Consider the following 21306-nt stretch of genomic DNA (forward strand, 5'->3'; position numbering starts at 1 on the left):
TTTCGTTCATGGAAAAGCAGGTGGCCCTATTGAACTACATCGCAGTCGGAATAGGCGGAATCGCGGGAAGCATTCTCCGCTACCTTGTCGGCCTTTATACAAGCGGACTATGGAGCAGTGGGCTCCCGTACGGAACATTTATTGTAAATATGGCAGGCTGTTTTGCATTAGGGTTTTTGACAGGCTGGCAATACAACAAAAAGCTTCCACCTCCTGCAGCCGCAGGAATAGGGACGGGTTTCATCGGCTCATTTACAACATTTTCCGCTTTAAGCATGGAAACGGTTGAACTGTTTCATACTTCATTGTTTTTGGCCCTTCTATATGTTGTATTAAGCGGCATCTTCGGTCTGGCCGCTGCCTTTCTTGGTGTATGCATCGGGGAAAAGTCCTTGCGAAAGGAAACTGTATAATGAAATCGATACTATTTGTTGCTGCAGGAGGTTTCATCGGGGCTTTCGCCAGATATTTTATTGCAAACAGATTAAAGCCCATGGGAAGCTTGCCTGCGGCAACCCTTGTTGTTAATTTAACCGGATCTTTTCTGCTCGGTCTGCTCACGGGTGCGTTATTGGAATCCGAAATAAGCCTGTTGATCGGAACCGGGATATTAGGTTCATTTACGACCTTTTCGACCTTTAAAGTGGAAATTGCAGAATTAATCATGGAAAAGAAGTGGGCATCCGTGGCATTATATATAGCCATCAGTTATATCGGGGGTATTTTCCTTGCATTTTCCGGCTATTTCCTCGGAACACATTTTGCATGACAAGGCAGCTACATACGGCAATATAAACAACCAATTATATAGAAGCATGAATCCTGCTGCAGAGGAATGTAATGAAAAAAATTGAGAATAATACATCGATAAAAGGAGGGAAAACAGTGGATAAGAAAAACCCCGATGATTCGTTGAGATTGGCAGGAAGACAATACCGCAATGAAGATTACCAAGGAAGAGATAGACTCTCCAAAGGACTTGCCATTATCCATGAACAGATAAGTGATGTGTACATGGAAGGCACAATTGATGGAGTAATGGATGATGTGGACGGCGAAAATATCGATCTCTCCCCCAAGAAAGGAGGAGAAAGCATTGACCGACAATAAACAATACCAAAATGGCTTAAAACAGTATCAAATGCCCAAAGCACTCCGCAACAGCAGAAAATCGGCCTACCGTGTAGGATATACAGCAAGTACCGGCAATGATACCGGGAGCGGGGACGAGCCCGGGAAAAGAACTGATTTGTAAGAAAAGCGCAAGCGCCCGTTTGGCGACGCACTTCCTTTTCGCCCTCCGCAATAAGATAAAGAAAGGGAAATGCGGAAGGCGGCTGCAGGGGCCACAAGCCCAAGACCAGCACTACAGAAGGCGTTGTTTGCCTTCGAAAGCGATGGGCTTGGCTTGTGACCTAGAGCCCCCTGTGGCCTGCAGCCGGACAACACGGCGGTTTATAAGCCAAGCAGCTTGCTTGAAAGCATTATGAGTTTACTTCTTTTGAATAAGCTTCGTGCAGCTTTGCGACGAGCTGAACGAGACTCCTTCGAATAAACTATGGCGCTGGAGGCTCATTTTCATAAGGAAAAATTATCCCTTTCTTACTTTTAAAAAAACATGGCTCCGCAGGGGACGGGGTCATGTTTTTTTAGGAAAGGGAAGTTATGTTATGATCATTCAGTTTCAGCATTAATTTTTTATATTGAAAAAACATGGCGACCCGCCATGGAACAATCATGCCAAATGCCAATATCCAGAACATGCCGCTCAATTCCCCGACATCGATTGCCTGGCTCAGGATTGATTTAGCGGCAAGCCTGATCGCCAATAGTCCAACCAATATGAAAGCAAATGCTTTTGACCGTTTTAAATAAATTTCATTTTCCCGGATTTCAAATTTTGAAGTCTTAATCAAAAGAATGGAAAAAAGCATTCCAACAGAAACGGCCTCCACAAGTTCCGGAGCTGTTACACGAAAATACGGATGAAAAAACATGATCGCTCCTGTGCTCATCATTATGGGCGGGAGTATGATTTTTTTGGCAGAAACGGGTTTTTTAGATGCCTTCATCCGCAAAAACATAACTGCGATCCCCATGAATAATGCCAAAACGGAAGAAAGTAAAATACCCAATTGTACCATCCTTTTTCGTTTGTTGGATTTATCTATTATATATTTTTTTCGCCTGACAATCTAATATTAAGCATAAAGTCATTTATCAAAAAAAATTCACGGATTTTGTTGAACTTTTCAATTTATTTTTACCAAAGTAGTAGAAAAGACGGATATATTTTTGATATAATATGTTTAATTTTATTCTTTGAAAAAAATAGACAAATTGAAAATAACAAGAAGGGACGAAGCAAGGTGGAGAGGTTACGTTTAGAAATTGAGAATCAAAACCACCAGTGTGAACTGGTGGTTTGCTCTGCGGCTGAAAGCCTCTCTTACCGGCCTCGGCCTAAAAGGCCCACTGAAAGGGTTTCCCTTCTGCACCACATTCACACACCAATTCTAAAGAATTTCTTTATTTCTTCCGATTTTTCTCCCCCGTAAATGGGTCAAATTCTTCGAAAAAGCGGGAACAATTAATTGCAATATCACATCATTCAAGCTTGACATCCCAACTTGTATTGCAATACAGTACTGAACTGGACTCATTAATCCATCAATACAATATTAAGGCCATAACGAAACTTCAGCAGCAGCCCGCCAATTAATAAAAGAAAACGGACGGGCTCGTCCGTTTTTTTATTTCATCTGTTTTTTCATCATTGACATCATTTGATTGACTTTTTTCTGCGATGGCTTCATTCCCATTTGCATCATCATCATTTTAAGCATTTGTTCATTGATTGGCGGATTTTTCTTTAAATAGTCCATCATATATTTACGGGCAATGAAAAATCCTAATGCAACACCGGCCAAAAGGGCCAGTACGCCCGTTAGAACCAATTTCAAAACCATTCAGCAATTCCTCCTTCAAATTGTCTACCATCCAGTTTACTGAATCCCCGAATATTATACAATACTTGATATTCCATGTCATATGTATTTTCTTTCTTTTACTGGTTTTACCCAGCCGTAACGCTCATTTTCCCGATCAATGGCAAAAAAATGGCCCTCAAACTTTCGCAGCACCTCGAAAAATACAGACTCAGACTCAAAGCCGCCCCAGGCGTGCAGGGACAGTGAATTCTCCTCAATTGCCAGTTCTGCGCCATTTTTTCCTTTGGCATTTCCCGTACAATATACTTTTCCTTTAATCACAATTTTCTTATCCTGTACAGATTCCGACAATAACTTGTGCAGTTCCAAAAAGGGCAAAGGCCGGGTTACATAGTTGATTTGCTGTTTTACAATGTCGTCCTCGTTGTTCATGTTCAGCCCCTGCGCAGCAAATAATCTGTAAAATTTACTTTCACGGCCATAGAAATAATCTGCAAACTCATCCTTTATTAAATAAATTGAATATTTTCTCATCTGCTCCATCACTCCCGCCGTTTTTTACTATTATAAATGAACATTCGCAAAAAATTTGTCATTTCGGACCACTGTCACTCCCGAATTTTGTCGAATAGGATTCCCGGCGGTTTCCATTCATACTATTTTCCTTTTTTCTAAAGAAAGGTACCTTCCCTGCTTCCCATCACTTCTTCATCATACAGTCTCCTCCTCGTTTCCTCACTGCCCCCATAATGATTCAGTATGCGGCTAGTATCCAAATATCCCGGACAGTCTAACTGCGGGTCATGAAACAAGGGAAAGCTGCTCCATCCGCATTCCTCTGGATTCCTAACTATTATCGCCTCCACGGGATTGAGGTGGATGTAACGGCTGAGCTTGAACATTCCCTCTTTATCCACAATCAAGCCGGAATAAAATCGTTTTTCAAAAACATGGCCTGTCAAACCATACTTCGCGTTGTAATAGTTGGCATACCTTTTATTAATCAAGGACATCACTTTGGGAATTGACACTTCCTGCGAACGCAGCTGAAGATGAAAATGGTTGGTCATTAAACAGTATGAAGCGAGTTCGAAGGGGATTTTTTCATGGAGCTGTTGAAGAATATAAAAAAACACCTGGAAATCAGAGGTTGAGAGAAAAAGAGGATCCCGGCGGTGACAGGCACCTCAAAAAAGAGGGGAAATTCCCCTCTTATTTGTGAAGCAGCACTTTTACTTTTGTAATGACATTGTTTACAGTAAAGCCATATTCCTCGATTACCTTTTCGCCGGGAGCAGATGCGCCAAAACGGTCTATCGCCAAAATATCTCCTTCATCGCCTATATATTTATGCCAGCCGAGTGATGAGCCCATCTCGATGGCAAGGCGTTTTTTAACCGTTGGAGGGAGAACAGATTGTTTATATTCGTCAGATTGCTGTTCGAAGCGGTCCCATGACGGCATGCTGACAACGGATGCCTGGATGCCTTCTTCTTGGAGGGCTTTTTGGGCATTGATGGCCAAATTTACTTCAGAGCCTGTAGCAATCAAGAGGATATCCGCCTGCTCTTTATTTGCAGGTGAAATAATATAGGCCCCTTTTTCAACACCGTTTTTGGCTCTTTCCGCCGTATACGGCAATGTTGGAAGATTTTGGCGTGTTAGAACCAGTGCCGTTGGCGTATTTTCTGATTGAATGGCCAGACGCCAAGCTGCAGCTGTTTCATTGGCATCAGCAGGCCTTATGACCGACAGGCCGGGCATTGCCCGCAGTGAAGCGAGATGCTCGATCGGTTCATGTGTAGGACCATCTTCGCCGACCGCAATGCTGTCATGCGTAAATACGTAAGTGACCGGGATTTCCATCAGTGCCGCAAGCCGGATGGCAGGGCGGAGATAGTCTGAAAAAACGAAGAATGTACCGCCGAAAACTTTTAATCCGCCATGAAGCGCCATTCCATTTAAAGCAGCGCCCATTCCGAATTCACGGACACCAAACCAAATATTCTTGCCTTCGCAGGAAGCATGGCCAAAGTCTTTTTCCCCCTTGATCATTGTTTTGTTCGAGCTTGCCAGATCGGCAGCTCCGCCAAACAGATTAGGAAGATTTTTGGCAATGCTGTTCATGACTTCGCTCCCCGATGCTCTCGAGGCCAAGCTGGAACCTTCGGCATATGTCGGAATATCCTTGTCCCATCCTTCAGGAAGCTTTCCTTTGATGGCGTCTTCCAATTGCTTTGCAAGTTCGGGATAAGCAGCTTTATAGTTTTCAAAGCGTTCTTTCCACTCTGCTTCTTTTTGAGCTCCGCGTTTTATCGTCTTCTGTTCAAAATGTTCGTATACTTCATCGGGAACGTAAAAATCTTCTTCATAAGTCCATTTATAATATTCTTTGGCAAGCTTCATTTCCGCTTCGCCTAGCGGGCTGCCGTGGGCATCTGATTTCCCGGATTTATTTGGGGCGCCGTAACCGATAATGGTTTTTACTTCTATCAGTGTCGGCCGGGAACTATCTGCTTTTGCGGTTTCGATGGCTTCAGAAATTTCTTCCAGGTCGTTTCCATTTTCAACACGGAGGTATTGCCAACCGTATGCTTCAAACCTGGCACCGACATTTTCGGAAAATGATTTGTCAAGATCCCCGTCAAGGGTGATATCGTTGGAATCATACAATACGATCAATTTTCCCAGTTTGAGGTGGCCTGCAAGCGAAGCGGCTTCGGAAGCCACTCCTTCCATTAAATCCCCGTCCCCGCACAGCGTGTATGTATAGTGGTCGATAATGTTGTAGTCTTTTTTGTTGTAAACAGCCGCCAAATGGCGTTCAGCCATGGCCATTCCAACAGCCATTCCGATTCCTTGGCCAAGCGGCCCGGTTGTCGCCTCCACCCCGGGTGTATACCGGTATTCCGGATGTCCCGGTGTTTTGCTTTTCCATTGCCGGAAATTTTGAATCTCCTCCATCCCAAGGTCATAACCTGTCAAATGAAGCAGGCTGTATAAAAGCATTGAACCGTGTCCTGCCGATAAAATGAAGCGGTCTCGATTGAACCATTCAGGATTTTTCGGATTGTGGTTCATATATTTCGCCCATAATACATAGGCCATGGACGCTGCTCCCATCGGCAAACCCGGATGGCCCGAATTCGCCTTTTCAATGGCATCGATTGACAGCGTCCTGATTGTATTAATAGCTAACGCATCAATCTCAGTGATACTGTGCTTTCCCATGTAAAATCTCTTCCTTTCAGATTAATCTATAACATATCATAAAGTTAATTTTGCGTTTTCACAACTTTTGGGTATAAAGAAAAGCGCAAGCTCCCGTTTAGCGACGTACAAACTGAAGCGCTCCGCAATGAGATAAAAAGAAAACACGGCGATGAAAGGCAGGCTCAGGCAGCGACATCCTGTCGCTTCGCCTGCACTAGCACGTCCTGTGCGTCGGCAGGCTCAAGCAGCAACGTCCTGTGCGCTGGCGGCACTGGGACGTCCTGTCCGTTGGAGCTGGACAACAAAAGACTTTGCTCTAAATGTTACGCTGAAAAAAACTTGTACTTTCTTACTCTGTGAAAAAAACCCGTGCTTTCTTATTCTATAAAAAAACATCGAAGGGCGTTCGATGTTTTTAAAGAACTTTTAATGCAATTTTTTATTTAGCTGGATAGAGCGAAGTTTTTCAGGTGTTACTTCTTCTCCTGTAGAATCAAACACCCTGACCTGTTCAATTGTCTGTCTCATAGAAGCGCGAAAAGATTGCAAATATTCGCCGCGCAGTTTTGACTGCTCTTTCGCTTCTTCTTTGGACAGTCCGTTTTCTTTTGCTTTTTTGGCGAGCTCATTGATCCTAGCAAGCTTTTCTTTTGAAAGCATAGTCAAACTCCTTTTTTACCTTAAGTTATCTCCAGTTTACTAAAATGTCGTCGCGAAAACAATGCCCCTGACATATCATTCGATATGTCAGAATTTCACATCAACAAAAAGACGCTCGCCGCTGACGCCCGCTCGTTATTCCCGCTTGTCCGCCCGCTCCATGTATTCTTTGTAACGCCTATGGACCGTTGCTTTGGACACTTTAAAACCGAACCCTCTCATTGTGGCGGCAATTTCTTCAAAGGTCATGTTGTTTTGTCTAAGACGGAAGATTTCCTCAACCGGTACTTCCGTTCTTTCCCTGCCGTTTCGGTTTCCCCGATTTTTCAAATTTTTTTCCGGTTGATATCCTTTGGCGACCGCCCTTTTCATTCCCCGCTTGATTTTGATGTTATGCAATGTTCGCTGATGTTCTTCGATCATGGCCACGATATCAAGGAGCATGGAATCCGTTTCCGATATTTTCAGCTCTCCGTTATGGGACAGGCTGTACAATGTTACCCCTCGCTTAAGTAAAAAATGCATAAGGGCTATTTTGGCATTTCCGCGGCCAAGTCTCGTTTCATCCTGAATCAGGACTGCATCAATTTTCCCGGACTCTATTTTGTCAAGCATATCCAGTGCGCCGGGACGGTTTAAATCATAGCCGCTTGCTTTTTCGGATATGATATCGCTTATTTCAAATTTCCACCTTTTGGCTGCAGCTATCAGTTCTTCCTGCTGCCTTTCCAATGAAGTTTCCTGTGTGGCCTTATCCGTGCTGACCCTGCAGTAAATAATGGCTTTCATCTTTTCAACTCCGAACGGAAATTATCTTTTCTGCTTATTCAACGTCAGTTCATAATGCTCATGCCGGTCTTCCTGTACATTTGTACTGACAGTATGTAAGGAAGCATCCTCTTGTTCCCAACTAATAATCATCACTAATCCCATAATCAATGACAGTATAAAAAAGATGATGACGAATGAATAATTTTTCCATATGGATGTGATCATTCATTTCCCCTCCCGAAAATGTGTTCGCCTTTTATAAATATTATAATAGGAACGTTTGTTTGTGTCAACAAAATTACGAACCCATGTTTGCTTAATAATATGACGCATGATATAATAGGAATCAGCTTATCATGGGAAAAAGGGTGTGAAAAGGTGACAAAACTTACAAAACGGCAAGAAGACATCTTAAACTTTATAAAAGATGAAGTGAAAAAAAAGGGCTATCCTCCCTCCGTCCGTGAAATTGGAAAAGCGGTTGGCCTTGCTTCAAGTTCCACTGTTCACGGGCATCTTGCCAGGCTGGAAAGCAAAGGTCTCATCAGGCGTGACCCGACCAAACCGAGAGCGATTGAAGTTTTGAATCAGGATGACGCAGCCATTGTTCAAAAAACCGTCAATGTTCCGCTTGTCGGTAAGGTTACTGCAGGGCTGCCGATTTCAGCAGTTGAGAATATTGAGGATTATTATCCGCTTCCGGAATCCCTCGTTCCAGCAGACGACCAGGTATTTATGCTGGAAATTGTTGGTGAAAGCATGATAGAAGCCGGCATTCACGACGGTGATTTTGTCATTGTCCGCCAGCAAAACACAGCCAACAACGGAGATATCGTCGTCGCCATGACCGAAGAAGACGAAGCAACAGTCAAAAGGTTTTATAAGGAAAACGGCTATGTCCGGCTTCAGCCGGAAAACTCAAGCATGGAACCGATCATCGTTTCCAATGTCACCATTTTAGGAAAAGTTATCGCCTTATACAGGCGCTTCGTCCATTGATAAAAATTTATTGCCCATCAACGCGTGAGCGGCCCAATCTTCGATATTGCATTGAGCCGCTTATTTTTTAGTCATTTCTCCTTACTTGCTTCCTTCGCTTCTCCCCAATAATATTCACTGAACACTTCTGCCAGTGCGTCAACGGTACGGTTGAGCTCTTCCAATGTATTGTCCACGCCGCCAATCTCTATTAAAAGTGCATTTTCTGCCAGGTCCTGGTTATATACCCCATCTCCGTCTGCTTTGGTCTTGCCATATACACCCCTGGGCAGCCCGGGATATTTTTCCTGGAGGGCATTAAACAAATGGGAAGCCAACTCCAGATTTTTTTTATAGTTAGGATGCTCCTTCCCGATCACAAAATAGGGCTTGGCGTATGTTTTTCCATTGATAGTCGTGGTCGTAACACTCCTTCGCGATGAATCGCGGTGTATATCAAAGTAAAATTGAATCTGTTTATGCCGCTTCATTGTTTCGACAGCAATCTCCCGGGAAACACTATAGGATTGAAAATACTCCATATTTCTTTTTTTTAGGAGCGCCTGTATGTCAACCTCATTAACCAATGTTTTAATTCCTTTTTCCCCTAGCTTTTCTCCCAACCTTTTCCCGAGCAAAGTCACATTTTTCTCTTTGTGCCATGCCCGATTTGGGTCCTTTACATTTGGAAGAAGAGGAAGAAATGATTCCGTATTATGCGAGGAATAGATGAAAACGACGGGTTCGCCGGTGGTTGTTTGCTTTTTTGGTGGCGATGATTCCTCCACCGGGTCATCATTGCCTTCTTCCCATACATCCAAATCATCCGGAGGAGGAGATTCGATCGGCAAATTCGTAAAATCGGCTCCCTTCCCTGCTATAATAATTTTCGGAGTTGCCGCATGCAGGCCCGGAATTTCACTGATTAAAAACGTCTTCATGTTTCTTAAATTGATGTTTGTAAATAGTTCCAGTATATCTCTTCCCAAAGAACGCTCAAATCCTTCGGGAATACTTGATTTTAAAGCGTGGTTTTCCAGTGACATGACATACAGGAAGGCCTCTGTTCTTGATGGGTCATCCCCAATGAAGGACAATAGGCTGATTTTTACACTCGAAAAGGCAATCGCCGAAATTAAGCAAAAAAGTGCGACAACAGTTGCAAAAGATTTTGCTGCGAATTTGACCATCTGGTTCATCCTTTAAGAAAAATTTGGTTAATACCATTTATATGAGGTTTGATAGAGTCTATGATTAAAAACTTGTCCTTTCATTAAGCGATAAAAAAAAGGAACCCTTTATGGGTCCCGCGATGTTTTAATTTCCGATATGAATCATGACGAGAATATGCAAAAACAAAGCTCCGGCACATATATTGATGTACAGGATGAGCGGCTTTTGCCGGTTACATACGTATCAGGGCAAAGCCGTTTTGGGCCACACATGAGCAATTGCAGAGTGGACAGACCGAATGGAAAAAGAGAAAAGCAGGAAAGCCCGGGACCCCTTTAAATTGGCAAAATAAAAAACATCCCGCAAGAGATGTCATAGAAAACAATCCAAGTTGTAATTACAAAATATAGAAATGGACTATGAGAAGCGTGAATAGGACTTCTGCTTTAACAGCCATTCCGTCACCTTCCTAAAGGTAGTTTCAATGCAGATGCCATACCATAATCAAACTGTTTAGCCATAAGGAATATTTTTATATCCGGCCCCCAAATTTTTTGGCCTCTTTTCACCTCTTTAAATGAAATCTATCACACCTATGTGAATGATGTTTAAAGTTTTTGTAAATATTCTGTTTAAAAATCAAAAAAAAGATAGTTTACACTATAACTGTTAGTATGGCCCTCCTGTTATTTACAAGAAAGATTATAATACACGGAAGGATGCAATAACGTCCGATTCTATTCCTGCATGAAAATGAATTGGAAGGATACTGCCCATCATGGGACAGTATCCTTATTTTCAGAAGGTTTAAGGATGAATACTGTATTCCGCTCATCATTATCCAGCTTAGTACAGCTTCATGTATTGCTCTCTTTCCCAAGGATGGACCTGGGTGCGGAACATTTCCCATTCAATCTCTTTTGCTTCAATGAAGTTGTCAAAAATGTGCGGCCCCAATGCGGCTTTCATCGTTTCGTCAGCCTTTAATTCCTGCAATGCTTCATGGAGATTATGCGGCAAATCTACAACGCCTTCCTGCTCCCGCTCATTTTTGTTCATGATATAAATGTTGCGGTCTACCGGTTGCGGAGGTGTTAATTGTTCTTTTATGCCGCTTAATCCGGCTTTTAAAAGGACCGCCATAGCCAGGTACGGGTTTGCGGTTGGATCGACGCTTCTGAGCTCGATCCTTGTGCTTTGTCCCCTTGATGATGGTATTCTGACAAGCGGACTGCGGTTTTGCGCAGACCATGCAATATAGCAAGGAGCTTCATAACCCGGAACAAGCCGTTTATATGAGTTAATGGTCGGATTTGTGATCCCTGTAAAGCCTGGTGCATGTTTAATGATGCCTGCCATGAAGTGAAATGCCGTTTCACTCATCTGCAATTCGCCGTTTGGATCATAAAACGCATTTTTTCCATCTCGAAATAAAGACATATTAAAGTGCATGCCGGATCCGGCTACGCCATAAAGCGGCTTGGGCATGAACGTGGCGTGCAGGCCATGTTTACGGGCGATCGTTTTGACAACAAGCTTGAATGTTTGGATATGGTCGCATGCACTGACGGCATCTGAATATTTAAAGTCGATTTCGTGCTGGCCGGGTGCCTCTTCATGGTGGGAAGCTTCAATTTCAAAGCCCATTTCTTCAAGTTCCAGCACAATATCGCGGCGGCAGTTCTCCCCAAGGTCTGTTGGAGCCAGGTCAAAATATCCGCCGTTATCATTTAATTCAAGTGTCGGTTCTCCCTTTTCGTCCAATTTAAAAAGAAAAAACTCCGGTTCCGGACCAAGGTTAAATTCGGTAAAGCCATACTCTTCCATTTCTTTTAAAACTCTTTTCAAGTTACTTCGCGGGTCGCCTAAAAAGGGTTCTCCGGATTTATGATAGACGTCACAGATCAATCTTGCCACTTTCCCTTTTTCGGCTGTCCATGGAAAGATAACCCACGTATCAAGGTCCGGAACCAAATACATATCGGACTCTTCTATTCTTACAAATCCTTCTATGGAAGATCCGTCAAACATCATTTTATTGTCAAGCGCTTTTCCCAATTGGCTGATCGGAATTTCCACATTTTTTACCGTTCCCAAAATGTCTGTAAACTGCAGCCTGATAAACTTGACGTTTTGCTCTTCCGCAAGCTGTGTAATACTTTCTCGTGTAAACATGCTCATGTAAAAAAATTCCTCCTGAAAGTAACAAATTCAACATGACAAAGCAATCATGCAGTAAGAAAAATATCATGTACGAAATAATAAATCTCACGGTATCATCTGTCAAGAAAAAATTTTAAAAAGACAGCAATATGTTGCTGCCTTCGATATATATATACACTTATTTTACATGGATCAAACCTTTCTCCAGCAAATGATCGACTGCAGTGGTGATGGCAATTTTTACATGGGCGTATGTAAGTCCGCCCTGCACATAAGCAGCATAAGGAGGACGGATTGGCCCGTCGGCTGACAGTTCTATGCTTGATCCTTGAATAAAGGCGCCCGCAGCCATAATGACCGGATCGCTATATCCCGGCATTTCGCCCGGTTGCGGCAAAACGTATGAATCAACCGGAGATGCGGCCTGTATGGCCTGGCAAAACGCAATCATTAAATCGGCATCTCCAAACTGGACCGATTGGATTAAATCTGTCCGTACAGCAGTCCATTTCGGCTCTGTTTTCATGCCGAGCTGTTCCAGAAAGGCCGACGTAAAGACAGCTCCTTTCAATGCCTGCCCTGTTATGTGCGGAGCAAGGAAAAACCCTTGATACATTTCAAGCAGGCTGTACAGGGAAGCTCCGGCTTCCGAGCCCAGGCCCGGGGAGGTCATTCTAAAAGAGCAGTCCTCGACGTATTCCCTTTTGCCGACTATATAGCCTCCCGTTTTTACAATTCCCCCACCCGGGTTTTTAATAAGCGATCCTGCCATCAAATCAGCTCCTACATGGCACGGCTCACGCGTTTCCACAAATTCGCCATAGCAGTTGTCGACAAAAACAATCAGCTCCGGGTTGATTTCTTTTACAAATGAAATCATTTCGGCGATCTCCTCTATTGTAAAGGAAGGCCTGTCATCATAGCCCTTCGATCTTTGGATGCCGATTACTTTTGTCTTCGGATTGATTTTCTCTTGAACCGCCTTAAAATCCACTTTTCCTTCCGGGGTTAAGGGTATGGCCGAATAACCGATCCCAAATTCCTTTAACGATCCGCTGGATTTGCCGCGGCTCCCGACAATTTCTTCCAGCGTATCATACGGTTTTCCGGTAATGTATAGCAATTCATTCCCCGGACGAAGCACTCCGAATAATGAAATGGCAATGGCATGGGTCCCGGAAACGATTTGCGGGCGTACGAGGCCCGCTTCCCCGCCGAATACATCGGCATAAATGCTTTCCAAAGTTTCCCGCCCCATATCATTGTATCCATATCCGGTAGACGGATGAAAATGAGTATCGCTGACACGATGTTTTTGAAAGCTTGACAATACACGGTATTGATTTTCTTCAATCCGTTGATCTATTTCGTTCAGTTTCCCCGAAATTTTCTCTTCAACATCTTCAATGACAGGGCCCAATTTATCTCTATGTGTCAAAAATGTGTACATTCCTGCTGACTCCTTCAGATTTCATATAATTTTAATGATCCGGTTACAGGATGATCCGAAAGAACAAACCCTTTGCATTTATAAGCTTGTTCGGCTTCCAAAAACGTCAATTCCCTTAAAATGGTTTCGCTTTTTAAAACAGATAATAGCCGCCCCTCATGAGAAGGAATGATCACATGGTAGTGTTGCATGGATGATACGGCCATATGTTCAATTTTTTGTTTCAAAAGATTCCGGTCATTCTCATTAAACGCACTGATCAGTATCGTATCCCCCGAACTTGGGACAAAGTCAGAAACAATTTGATCCGCTTTATTGTAAACGATCAATTGGGGCAAATGTTCGATTTCCAGTTCTTCCAGCAGCTTTAAAACCGTCTCTTCATGGTTGATATAGTCCGGATTGGAACAGTCCACGACATGCAGCAGCAGATCCGCCTCACGTGCTTCCTCCAGCGTTGAACGGAAGGCTGCAACTAACGTAGTGGGCAAATCCTGGATAAAGCCGACCGTATCCGTAATCAAAACCGAGTACCCGCTTGGCAGGACAAGTCTTCGCGTCAGCGGGTCAAGCGTGGCGAACAATTTGTCTTCTTCAAATGATTCGGCCATTGACAGACGATTAAATAATGTCGATTTTCCGGCATTTGTATAGCCTACAATGGCAATTTGATACGTATTATTTCGCCTTCTTCGGGATCTGTACCCTTCACGATGTTTGACAATCGTCTCCAATTGTCTTTTGATCTCATCGATCCTCCGCCTGATATGCCGGCGGTCAGACTCCAGTTTTGTTTCCCCCGGACCCCTTGTTCCAATACCGCCTCCCAGCCTTGACAGGGCAATTCCCTGTCCCGCCAATCTTGGCAGCAAATATTGCAATTGGGCGAGTTCCACTTGCAGTTTTCCTTCTCTTGTTTTGGCGCGCTGTGCAAAAATATCAAGAATGAGCTGGGTCCGGTCCAGCACCCTTCCGGAAAACTGTTCCTGAAGATTGCGTAGCTGTGTCGGAGTTAATTCATCATTGATAATGATTAAATCAGGCTCCAACTCTTCCACCAGCGTCTGAAGTTCTTCCAACTTTCCTTTCCCGATATAGGTTGACGGGTGAAGACGATCACGCTTTTGCTCCATGGTTGCAATCACTTTCCCTTTGGCTGTAGCCGTCAACGAAGCGAGTTCATCCATTGAATATTGAAAGCGGTAGTCGCTTTCTCCGAGCTGGCAGCCGACAAGAATGGCTGTCTCTTCATGTGTGGTCATTATTGACACTCCTGCTTTCTTTAAAATGTCTAATCACATCATAACAGAAATGTTCGCAAAGAAAAAAAGAAACCCCGCCAGGAACCGGGGTTAAGCCTTAAGTAGATGTGCTGTTTTTTGTAAAGACCAGATCGCGGGTATGAAGCGTCATCAAATCATCGCGGTTCAATCTGCTTTCTGAAAGGAGCCGCATGGCCTGGGCCCGCACGGCACTCTCGATAATATTACGGACATACCGCCCATTGGAAAATATGGATCTGTTCATACCTTTGGCGTATATAAGATGTTCTTTTAATTTCGCTTCTGCTTCACGGGTAAATTCATATTGTTTCTCTCTTACCATGCGTCTGGCAATTTCCATTAATTCATTGATGGTATAGTCGGGAAAATGAAAAACAAGCGGAAATCTGGAGTGAAGGCCGGGATTTAGACTTAAAAAATAATCCATTTCTTTCGAATATCCGGCAAGGATTAAAATAAATGTATGCAGTTTGTCCTCCATATGTTTTACAAGCGTGTCGATCGCTTCCTTACCGAAATCTTTCTCGCCACCCCGGCCAAGCGAATAGGCTTCATCAATAAATAATATACCGCCGGATGCTTTCTTTATCAAATCCCGCGTTTTTTGTGCTGTGTGGCCAATATATTCGCCAACAAGATCGGCCCTTTCCGCTTCAATCAAATGCCCTTTCGGAAGAACTTCCATTTTATGCAGCAATTTGCCGATCAGTCTGGCGACGGTCGTTTTTCCGGTCCCCGGATTTCCTTTAAACATCATGTGCAATACTTGTGGGCTCGTTTTTAATCCTGCCGCTTCACGTTTTTTGTTGATATATATCCAGGCGTAAATTTCTTTCATCGTTTTCTTTATATGATCGAGTCCTACCAGGGAATCCATCTCACTTTCAATTTCATTCAAGATGGCATGTTGGCCGGGCAATGATTGGGAAGAAACTTTTTCATACAAATTTTTATTTTTATCCCTTTTGTTCATGTTGAGCATAATACTGATCTGGCCATTATTCTTCATCTTGATTGGTTCATCCACAGCCCATCACCTCGCATTCAGAAACAGTATACGCCCAATATGATATTTTTGTTCCTCATATTGTTTTTATGATTATATTCGAGTAAGACCAGCGTCATTACATGATGAACCAGACGCGGAATGTTTTATGGGAACGGCGAAAACTTTTTATAAAGAAAAGCGCAAGCGCCCGTTTAGCGACAGCCCTCCGCAATGAGATAAAGGAAACACGGCGGCGAAGGCAGGCTCAAGCAGCGACGTCCTTGAAAAAGCTTACGCTTTTTCGAGGAAAGGAGGGCGAAGTTTGCTAGTCGCTGGGCGCTGGAGCTGGACAAAGCAGATTTTTTTCTGCTCATTTTCATAAGGAAAAAGTATATTTTTCGAATAAAAAAACACGCACACTCGGCGTGTACGTGCTTTCATGTTCTTACTCTTCTTCAAAATTGATTTGAACGTTGCGTTGGGGTGAAAAGGTAGAAATGGCATGTTTAAATACAAGCTGCTGTTTGCCCTCTGATTCAAATAAGACTGTAAAGTTATCAAAGCCTCTTACTTGTCCGCGAAGTTGAAATCCGTTTAATAAGAACACAGTGACATGGATTCCTTCTTTGCGCAGTTGATTTAGAAATTGATCTTGAATGTTAACCGGTTGCTTCATCGGAAGACCTCCTCTTTTTCTCTATACTTATGTATTCGATTTTATTTGCAGCTTTCCTGCAATAAATTGAACAATCTCGTTAATTCTATTCAAGTGTTCCCTTTCATTCGTCATGTCAAACCATGTGACATCCATTTTATTTCGAAACCAGGTGAGCTGGCGCTTCGCATATCTCCTTGTATTTTTTTTCAGCAGATTGACTGCTTCTTCAAGAGACAGATTCCCGTCAAAGTACTCATAAAGTTCCTTATAGCCAATAGCCTGAACGGATTGTACGCCCCGGAGGCCTTTGTCGTAAAAATGTTTGGCTTCTTTAAGAAGGCCCGTGTTCATCATGATGTCCACACGCTTGTTGATTCGCTCGTACAGCTTGCTTCGATCCATTGTAAGCCCGATTAAAGCTGTATCATATAGCGGTTCAGCATCTGCCTTCGGTTTGTCGCTCTTTTTCATTCCGGTTAAGTGGTAAATTTCCAAAGCGCGGATAAGCCTTTTTACATTATGGGGATGAATGTTTCTCGCCGTTTCCGGGTCCACGGCGGCCAATTCCTCATATAATTCGGCTGTCCTTCCTTCCAAAGCCCTTTTTTCCAAGGCTTGGCGGTATGCCGTGTCAGGCGGTTCGGCGGCAAATTTGTAATCGTATAAAACCGATGCAACGTAAAGTCCTGTTCCGCCGACAATAATGGGAATAGCGCCGCGCGCTGTAATTTCATCGATTTTTTCTCTGACCACCGATTGGAAATCTGCCACTGAAAAAGGTTCTTCCGGTTCCTTGATGTCCAACAAATGATGCGGAATTCCGTTCATTTCATCGGGCCGGATTTTGGCCGTGCCAATATCCATCCCTTTATACACTTGCATGGAATCGCCGCTGATGATTTCTCCGTTGAAACATTTTGCAACTGTAATGCTTGTCTCTGTTTTTCCAACAGCCGTCGGCCCGACAATGACGATGAGCTTTTTTTTCTCCTTCAAAGGGATTCACTGCTTTCACGATATTGCTTATCTGTTATATTACCAAAAAAAGTATACAAAAGAAAATTTTTTTACATCGCCATTACGAGTTATTTATTCATCACCAAGTTTGAATGCCATAGCAGCCTTGACTGCTGCTTTCCATCCGGCATACAGCTTGTTGGCCTGTTTTTCCGGCATTTCCGGTTGGAATTTTCGATCCAAAGCCCATCTTTCACCAATTTCGTTTTTATCCTTCCAAAAACCGACCGCAAGTCCCGCCAGGTAGGCCGTTCCGAGGGCCGTCGTTTCATTGATTTTTGGTCTTTCAACAGCCGTACGCAGCAGGTCGCTCTGAAACTGCATTAAAAAGTTGTTTTCCACGGCTCCCCCGTCTACACGCAGCTTTTTAAGCGAAATGCCTGAATCCGCTTCCATGGACATTAATACATCCTTCGTTTGATAGGCAAGAGACTCGAGAGTCGCCCGGATAAAATGCTCTTTTGTCGTGCCCCTCGTCAAGCCAAATACAGCTCCCCTCACATCACTGTCCCAATAAGGCGTTCCCAATCCCACAAATGCGGGAACAACATAGACGCCATCGGTCGAATCGACCTTTAAGGCGTATGTTTCACTGGAAGGGGCGTTCTTGATGATGCGCAGACCGTCTCTTAGCCATTGGACTGCCGAGCCGGCAACGAAAATGCTGCCTTCCAGTGCATATTCCAATTTTCCCCCGATCCCCCATGCTATGGTTGTAAGAAGTCCATGTTTTGATGCCACGGGCTTTTCACCTGTATTCATCAGCATGAAACAGCCGGTTCCATACGTATTTTTGGCCATCCCCTCTTCAAAGCATGCATGGCCAAACAGTGCGGCCTGCTGATCTCCTGCTGCACCGGCAATCGGTATTTCCTGGTCAAAAAAATGTTCCGGAACCGTTTTAGCATATACTTCCGACGACGATCTTACATCAGGCAGCATAGCTTCGGGAACTTCGAGAATATCCAGCAATTCCGGATCCCATTGGAGCGTATGTATATTATACATTAATGTACGGGAAGCGTTGGAAAAATCTGTTACATGCACTTTTCCGCCAGACAGCTTCCAAATGAGCCACGTATCGATTGTTCCGAATAAGAGCTTGCCGTTTTTCGCTTTTTCCCTGGCCCCTTCAACATTGTCAAGGATCCATTTGACCTTTGTTCCTGAAAAATACGGATCTATTAGCAGGCCGGTTTTTTTCCGAAATGTTTCTTCCAAGTTTTTTTCTTTCAGATCATGGCAAATCCCTTCCGTTTGCCGGGACTGCCAAACGATCGCACGATAAATCGGCCGTCCTGTATCCTTATCCCATACAACAGTCGTTTCCCGCTGGTTTGTAATGCCGATTCCGGCAACCCGGGAGGGCCTTACTCCAACTTCAGCCAAACAGGCGGCAATAACAGCCAATACAGATCCAAAAATTTCATTGGCATCGTGTTCCACCCATCCCGGATAAGGAAAATATTGGGTGAATTCTCTCTGGGAAATGTTTACAGCCTCACCGTTTCTATTAAACAATATGGCTCTTGTGCTTGTCGTTCCCTGGTCGATCGCCAAAATATATTGTTCCATCAACCCATCCCCTTTCCAACATTGTATATATTATAACAACAGGAAACATAGAACACCTATAAGGAAGCGCAGGAGCACCCGAGACGCTAATCTCTCAGTCGATAGTAGGCGTGGCGCCGGCGATACTAGGACGTCCTGGCCGCCGGAGCTGGACACAGAAAACGTCTTTTGAAGAAAAATTTTTTACCAAGGTATATTTTACTTAAAAAAAGGAAAACAAGCATCATCAAGATGCTTGTTCAGCCGTAGTAAGCAATGCCAATGGAAACAAACAGAACAACGAGCATCAAAGCCACATATATCCATGTCAACCGCTTAATGTTCACTTTTAAAGATGTTTTTTCATATTCCAGGGATCTCGCAAGCTCGTTGGCGGCGGTATCACCTTCTTCTTCATATTGTTTCATTTGCCGGGTTACGTCTTTGCCGACAAGAAATGTCCCGACAAGAGCAGCAATACTGACGATAACCCCCGCAATGATCATATAAAGAGTCACTTATATCACTCCTAAAGATGCTATATCCCCATTATAGCTCTTTTTCCAAAGAAAGTACTATGCTTAAGATGAATAATATGTTACATGATTCTTTTAAACATTTTTTCCAGATCTGTCACGGAAAAGTGAACGATAACCGGACGGCCGTGTGGGCAAGTAAACGGATCCTCTGCCCTTCGGAGCTCATCCAGAAGCGCCTGGATTTCATCATCCCTTAAATGCCGGTTCGCTTTAATGGCTGCCTTGCAGCTCATCATAATGGCTGCTTCTTCCCGTAACTTTTTCACGTCCACCTTTTTCATCGTCAAAAGCTGCTCGATCATTTGTTCCACGATCATTTTTTCCTGGCCTTTTGGAAACCATGCCGGATGGGAGCGGATGATGAAACTGTTCATGCCAAACTCCTCGAGCAATACACCGACTTTCATTAATTCTTCCTTGTATTCTATGATTTTTATAAACTCGTCTCCCGAAAATTCCAGGGTGATCGGGACGAGAAGCTGCTGCCACTCATTTTCCACTCTGCCAAGCTTTTCACGGAAATATTCATATTTGATTCTTTCCTGTGCAGCGTGCTGGTCAATCAAATAAAGGCCGTTTTCATTTTGGGCCAGAATATATGTGCCGTGCATTTGCCCGATCGGATACAGGGCAGGAATTCTTTCTGGCGGCTGAACCTCTTCTTCCACATGCACGGGAGGCGGCTGCGGCAGTTTGACCTCATCAGGAACAGGGGCTTTAAACGCTTCAGGTTGGTCAGCCGGCTCATAGAGCTTTTTCATTTCATGAACCGGCAATAATTTTTCTCGCGTAAAACGCTCCTGATGCTGGTACGTTTGCTTGTCCCCTGTTTTTGCATCTTTGCTTGGTTCCAATTCCAGCTCCGTTTGAAATGAGGTTTGTTTTTTTGGTGCAGTTGGTACCGATCCTTGTGGAATCAACTGCTCCTTTTTAAATGCCTGCTTAATGGTTGTGGCGATCAGTTCATTCAATTCCTGTTCTTTGCTCAGCCGGACCTCCAATTTTGCCGGATGCACATTGACGTCAACGAGCAGCGGATCCATTTCAACGGCAATAAGGGCGATTGGAAAACGCCCGATCGGAAGCAGTGTTTTATATCCTTCCAAAATTGCCTTGGCAAGCGAATAATTTTTGATAAACCTTCCATTAATGAGCACAGAAAGGTAGTTTCTGGAGGCCCTTGTGATTTCGGGCCTGGAAATGTACCCTTCAATGGAAAAATCAAGTGATCGGTCCCTGATGGGAATCATGTTCCTGGCAATGTTTTTCCCGTAGATTGCGGCCAAAACTTGGCGTATATCCCCGTTGCCGTTTGTATGTAAAAGAATTCTCTCATGGTGCTGCAGCCGGATGGATACGTTTGGATTTGACAATGCCAGGCGGTTGACCACATCGGTAATATGGCCCATTTCTGTATGAAGGCTTTTTACATATTTCAAGCGGGCCGGAGTATTATAAAATAAATCGGAAACTGTTATATCCGTACCCTTTCTTGCTTTTGCCTTTTCATGTTTGACGAGTTTGCCCCCATCCAATATCACTTTCGTTCCGTCCTCGCCTTCTTTTGCCGTTACAATTTGCAAGCGGGAAACGGAGGCAATGCTCGGGAGCGCTTCACCGCGAAATCCGAGTGTTCTGATCCGGAACAAATCATGCTCGTCTTTTATTTTGCTGGTCGCATGTCTTTTAAAAGCCGTGACAACGTCTTCTTCTCCAATCCCCTTTCCATTGTCAATCACCCGGATCTCGCCAATCCCCGCTTCCTTCACTTTTATTTCAATAATGGTACTGCCTGCATCTAGGGAGTTCTCCACCAACTCTTTGACGACGGAGGAAGGCCTTTCGACAACTTCACCCGCTGCAATTTTGTTGGATAAGGTTTCGTTTAATTCAACAATTTCGCGCATA

22 protein-coding genes and 2 pseudogenes are annotated in these 21306 nt (G+C 43.8%); 6 read left to right on the forward strand and 18 right to left on the reverse strand.

The window, feature by feature from the left end:
- Positions 1-8: 8 nt before the first annotated feature.
- The 4 genes from crcB (AB1L08_RS00375) (at position 9) to AB1L08_RS00390 (ending at position 1255) form a co-directional block, all read left to right on the forward strand.
- Positions 9-413 (forward strand): fluoride efflux transporter CrcB, encoded by a 405-nt coding sequence (crcB, locus tag AB1L08_RS00375; protein WP_413062681.1) that lies wholly within the window; start codon positions 9-11, stop codon positions 411-413.
- Entirely contained in the window at positions 413-769 is a 357-nt protein-coding gene (crcB, locus tag AB1L08_RS00380) for a fluoride efflux transporter CrcB (protein WP_413062682.1), read from the forward strand. The genes crcB (AB1L08_RS00375) and crcB (AB1L08_RS00380) overlap by 1 nt, the downstream gene beginning before the upstream one ends.
- Before the next feature lie 116 nt (positions 770-885).
- Positions 886-1110, forward strand: coding sequence for a YozQ family protein (locus AB1L08_RS00385; protein ID WP_413062683.1), 225 nt, complete (start codon positions 886-888; stop codon positions 1108-1110).
- A complete protein-coding gene (locus AB1L08_RS00390; RefSeq protein ID WP_413062684.1) occupies positions 1097-1255 on the forward strand; it encodes a hypothetical protein in 159 nt (52 codons plus the stop codon). Before AB1L08_RS00385 ends, AB1L08_RS00390 begins: the two co-directional genes overlap by 14 nt.
- 394 nt (positions 1256-1649) lie before the next feature.
- Here the strand turns inward: AB1L08_RS00390 and AB1L08_RS00395 are convergent, their stop codons facing one another.
- Positions 1650-2144 (reverse strand): CcdC family protein, encoded by a 495-nt coding sequence (locus tag AB1L08_RS00395; protein WP_413062685.1) that lies wholly within the window; start codon positions 2142-2144, stop codon positions 1650-1652.
- A 443-nt stretch (positions 2145-2587) separates the two neighbouring features.
- Between AB1L08_RS00395 and AB1L08_RS00400 the strand changes: the two are divergent.
- Positions 2588-2722: pseudogene (locus AB1L08_RS00400) on the forward strand (hypothetical protein); the annotation flags it as partial.
- 31 nt (positions 2723-2753) lie between these two features.
- Here the strand turns inward: AB1L08_RS00400 and AB1L08_RS00405 are convergent.
- The 7 genes and pseudogenes from AB1L08_RS00405 to AB1L08_RS00435 all read right to left on the reverse strand — a co-directional run bounded on the left by AB1L08_RS00405 (position 2754) and on the right by AB1L08_RS00435 (position 7820).
- Positions 2754-2969, reverse strand: coding sequence for a YneF family protein (locus AB1L08_RS00405; protein ID WP_413062687.1), 216 nt, complete (start codon positions 2967-2969; stop codon positions 2754-2756).
- A gap of 78 nt (positions 2970-3047) precedes the next feature.
- Positions 3048-3485: a sporulation inhibitor of replication protein SirA gene (sirA, locus tag AB1L08_RS00410; RefSeq protein ID WP_413062688.1), complete on the reverse strand. Its 438-nt coding sequence runs from the start codon at positions 3483-3485 to the stop codon at positions 3048-3050.
- 137 nt (positions 3486-3622) lie between these two features.
- Positions 3623-4129: pseudogene (locus AB1L08_RS00415) on the reverse strand (transposase); the annotation flags it as partial.
- Positions 4130-4163: 34 nt separating this feature from the next.
- Positions 4164-6182 (reverse strand): transketolase, encoded by a 2019-nt coding sequence (gene tkt / locus AB1L08_RS00420; protein WP_413062689.1) that lies wholly within the window; start codon positions 6180-6182, stop codon positions 4164-4166.
- Positions 6183-6590: 408 nt separating this feature from the next.
- A complete protein-coding gene (locus AB1L08_RS00425) occupies positions 6591-6824 on the reverse strand; it encodes a DUF896 domain-containing protein (RefSeq protein ID WP_413062690.1) in 234 nt (77 codons plus the stop codon).
- Between the two features lie 135 nt (positions 6825-6959).
- A complete protein-coding gene (locus AB1L08_RS00430) occupies positions 6960-7613 on the reverse strand; it encodes a YneB family resolvase-like protein (RefSeq protein WP_413062691.1) in 654 nt (217 codons plus the stop codon).
- Between the two features lie 21 nt (positions 7614-7634).
- Positions 7635-7820, reverse strand: coding sequence for a hypothetical protein (locus AB1L08_RS00435; RefSeq protein ID WP_413062692.1), 186 nt, complete (start codon positions 7818-7820; stop codon positions 7635-7637).
- Between the two features lie 153 nt (positions 7821-7973).
- Here AB1L08_RS00435 and lexA point away from each other — a divergent pair, with 153 nt between their 5' ends.
- Complete coding sequence (gene lexA / locus AB1L08_RS00440; protein ID WP_413062693.1) at positions 7974-8594, forward strand: transcriptional repressor LexA; 621 nt, start codon at positions 7974-7976, stop codon at positions 8592-8594.
- Between the two features lie 71 nt (positions 8595-8665).
- On the opposite strand, the gene spoIIP is transcribed toward lexA, so the two are convergent.
- From spoIIP to mutL, 10 genes are all read right to left on the reverse strand, one after another.
- Positions 8666-9763 carry a stage II sporulation protein P gene (gene spoIIP, locus AB1L08_RS00445; RefSeq protein ID WP_413062694.1) on the reverse strand — a complete coding sequence of 366 codons (1098 nt, stop codon included), beginning with the start codon at positions 9761-9763 and terminating at the stop codon, positions 8666-8668.
- An 829-nt stretch (positions 9764-10592) separates the two neighbouring features.
- The gene (gene glnA, locus AB1L08_RS00450; protein WP_413062695.1) at positions 10593-11927 is read right to left on the reverse strand and encodes a type I glutamate--ammonia ligase; all 1335 of its coding nucleotides are present in this window, start codon (positions 11925-11927) and stop codon (positions 10593-10595) included.
- Positions 11928-12087: 160 nt separating this feature from the next.
- Positions 12088-13359, reverse strand: a complete 1272-nt coding sequence (locus AB1L08_RS00455; RefSeq protein WP_413062696.1) for a methionine gamma-lyase family protein — start codon at positions 13357-13359, stop codon at positions 12088-12090.
- A gap of 14 nt (positions 13360-13373) precedes the next feature.
- The gene (gene hflX / locus AB1L08_RS00460) at positions 13374-14621 is read right to left on the reverse strand and encodes a GTPase HflX (RefSeq protein ID WP_413062697.1); all 1248 of its coding nucleotides are present in this window, start codon (positions 14619-14621) and stop codon (positions 13374-13376) included.
- Between the two features lie 97 nt (positions 14622-14718).
- A complete protein-coding gene (gene spoVK / locus AB1L08_RS00465) occupies positions 14719-15669 on the reverse strand; it encodes a stage V sporulation protein K (RefSeq protein WP_413062698.1) in 951 nt (316 codons plus the stop codon).
- Positions 15670-16075: 406 nt separating this feature from the next.
- On the reverse strand, positions 16076-16306 hold the full coding sequence (gene hfq / locus AB1L08_RS00470; RefSeq protein WP_413062699.1) for an RNA chaperone Hfq: 231 nt from the start codon (positions 16304-16306) through the stop codon (positions 16076-16078).
- 27 nt (positions 16307-16333) lie between these two features.
- Positions 16334-17284 (reverse strand): tRNA (adenosine(37)-N6)-dimethylallyltransferase MiaA, encoded by a 951-nt coding sequence (gene miaA / locus AB1L08_RS00475; RefSeq protein ID WP_413062700.1) that lies wholly within the window; start codon positions 17282-17284, stop codon positions 16334-16336.
- Between the two features lie 93 nt (positions 17285-17377).
- Entirely contained in the window at positions 17378-18880 is a 1503-nt protein-coding gene (gene glpK, locus AB1L08_RS00480) for a glycerol kinase GlpK (RefSeq protein WP_413062701.1), read from the reverse strand.
- Positions 18881-19119: 239 nt separating this feature from the next.
- On the reverse strand, positions 19120-19377 hold the full coding sequence (locus AB1L08_RS00485) for a hypothetical protein (RefSeq protein ID WP_413062702.1): 258 nt from the start codon (positions 19375-19377) through the stop codon (positions 19120-19122).
- Between the two features lie 80 nt (positions 19378-19457).
- A complete protein-coding gene (gene mutL, locus AB1L08_RS00490) occupies positions 19458-21305 on the reverse strand; it encodes a DNA mismatch repair endonuclease MutL (protein ID WP_413062703.1) in 1848 nt (615 codons plus the stop codon).
- Between the last annotated feature and the right edge of the window lies 1 nt (position 21306).

This window comes from Siminovitchia jepli, from assembly GCF_047228825.1.
Lineage (GTDB): Bacteria > Bacillota > Bacilli > Bacillales > Bacillaceae_C > Siminovitchia.

Excerpts from the sequence above, each read along its gene's own strand:
- crcB (WP_413062681.1), top strand. The coding sequence starts at position 9 with ATGGAAAAGCAGGTGGCCCTATTGAACTACATCGCAGTCGGAATAGGC.
- crcB (WP_413062682.1), top strand. The coding sequence starts at position 413 with ATGAAATCGATACTATTTGTTGCTGCAGGAGGTTTCATCGGGGCTTTC.
- AB1L08_RS00395 (WP_413062685.1), bottom strand. The coding sequence starts at position 2,144 with ATGGTACAATTGGGTATTTTACTTTCTTCCGTTTTGGCATTATTCATG.
- AB1L08_RS00405 (WP_413062687.1), bottom strand. The coding sequence starts at position 2,969 with ATGGTTTTGAAATTGGTTCTAACGGGCGTACTGGCCCTTTTGGCCGGT.
- sirA (WP_413062688.1), bottom strand. The coding sequence starts at position 3,485 with ATGAGAAAATATTCAATTTATTTAATAAAGGATGAGTTTGCAGATTAT.
- tkt (WP_413062689.1), bottom strand. The coding sequence starts at position 6,182 with ATGGGAAAGCACAGTATCACTGAGATTGATGCGTTAGCTATTAATACA.
- AB1L08_RS00425 (WP_413062690.1), bottom strand. The coding sequence starts at position 6,824 with ATGCTTTCAAAAGAAAAGCTTGCTAGGATCAATGAGCTCGCCAAAAAA.
- AB1L08_RS00430 (WP_413062691.1), bottom strand. The coding sequence starts at position 7,613 with ATGAAAGCCATTATTTACTGCAGGGTCAGCACGGATAAGGCCACACAG.
- AB1L08_RS00435 (WP_413062692.1), bottom strand. The coding sequence starts at position 7,820 with ATGATCACATCCATATGGAAAAATTATTCATTCGTCATCATCTTTTTT.
- spoIIP (WP_413062694.1), bottom strand. The coding sequence starts at position 9,763 with ATGGTCAAATTCGCAGCAAAATCTTTTGCAACTGTTGTCGCACTTTTT.
- glnA (WP_413062695.1), bottom strand. The coding sequence starts at position 11,927 with ATGAGCATGTTTACACGAGAAAGTATTACACAGCTTGCGGAAGAGCAA.
- AB1L08_RS00455 (WP_413062696.1), bottom strand. The coding sequence starts at position 13,359 with ATGTACACATTTTTGACACATAGAGATAAATTGGGCCCTGTCATTGAA.
- hflX (WP_413062697.1), bottom strand. The coding sequence starts at position 14,621 with ATGACCACACATGAAGAGACAGCCATTCTTGTCGGCTGCCAGCTCGGA.
- hfq (WP_413062699.1), bottom strand. The coding sequence starts at position 16,306 with ATGAAGCAACCGGTTAACATTCAAGATCAATTTCTAAATCAACTGCGC.
- glpK (WP_413062701.1), bottom strand. The coding sequence starts at position 18,880 with ATGGAACAATATATTTTGGCGATCGACCAGGGAACGACAAGCACAAGA.
- mutL (WP_413062703.1), bottom strand. The coding sequence starts at position 21,305 with ATGCGCGAAATTGTTGAATTAAACGAAACCTTATCCAACAAAATTGCA.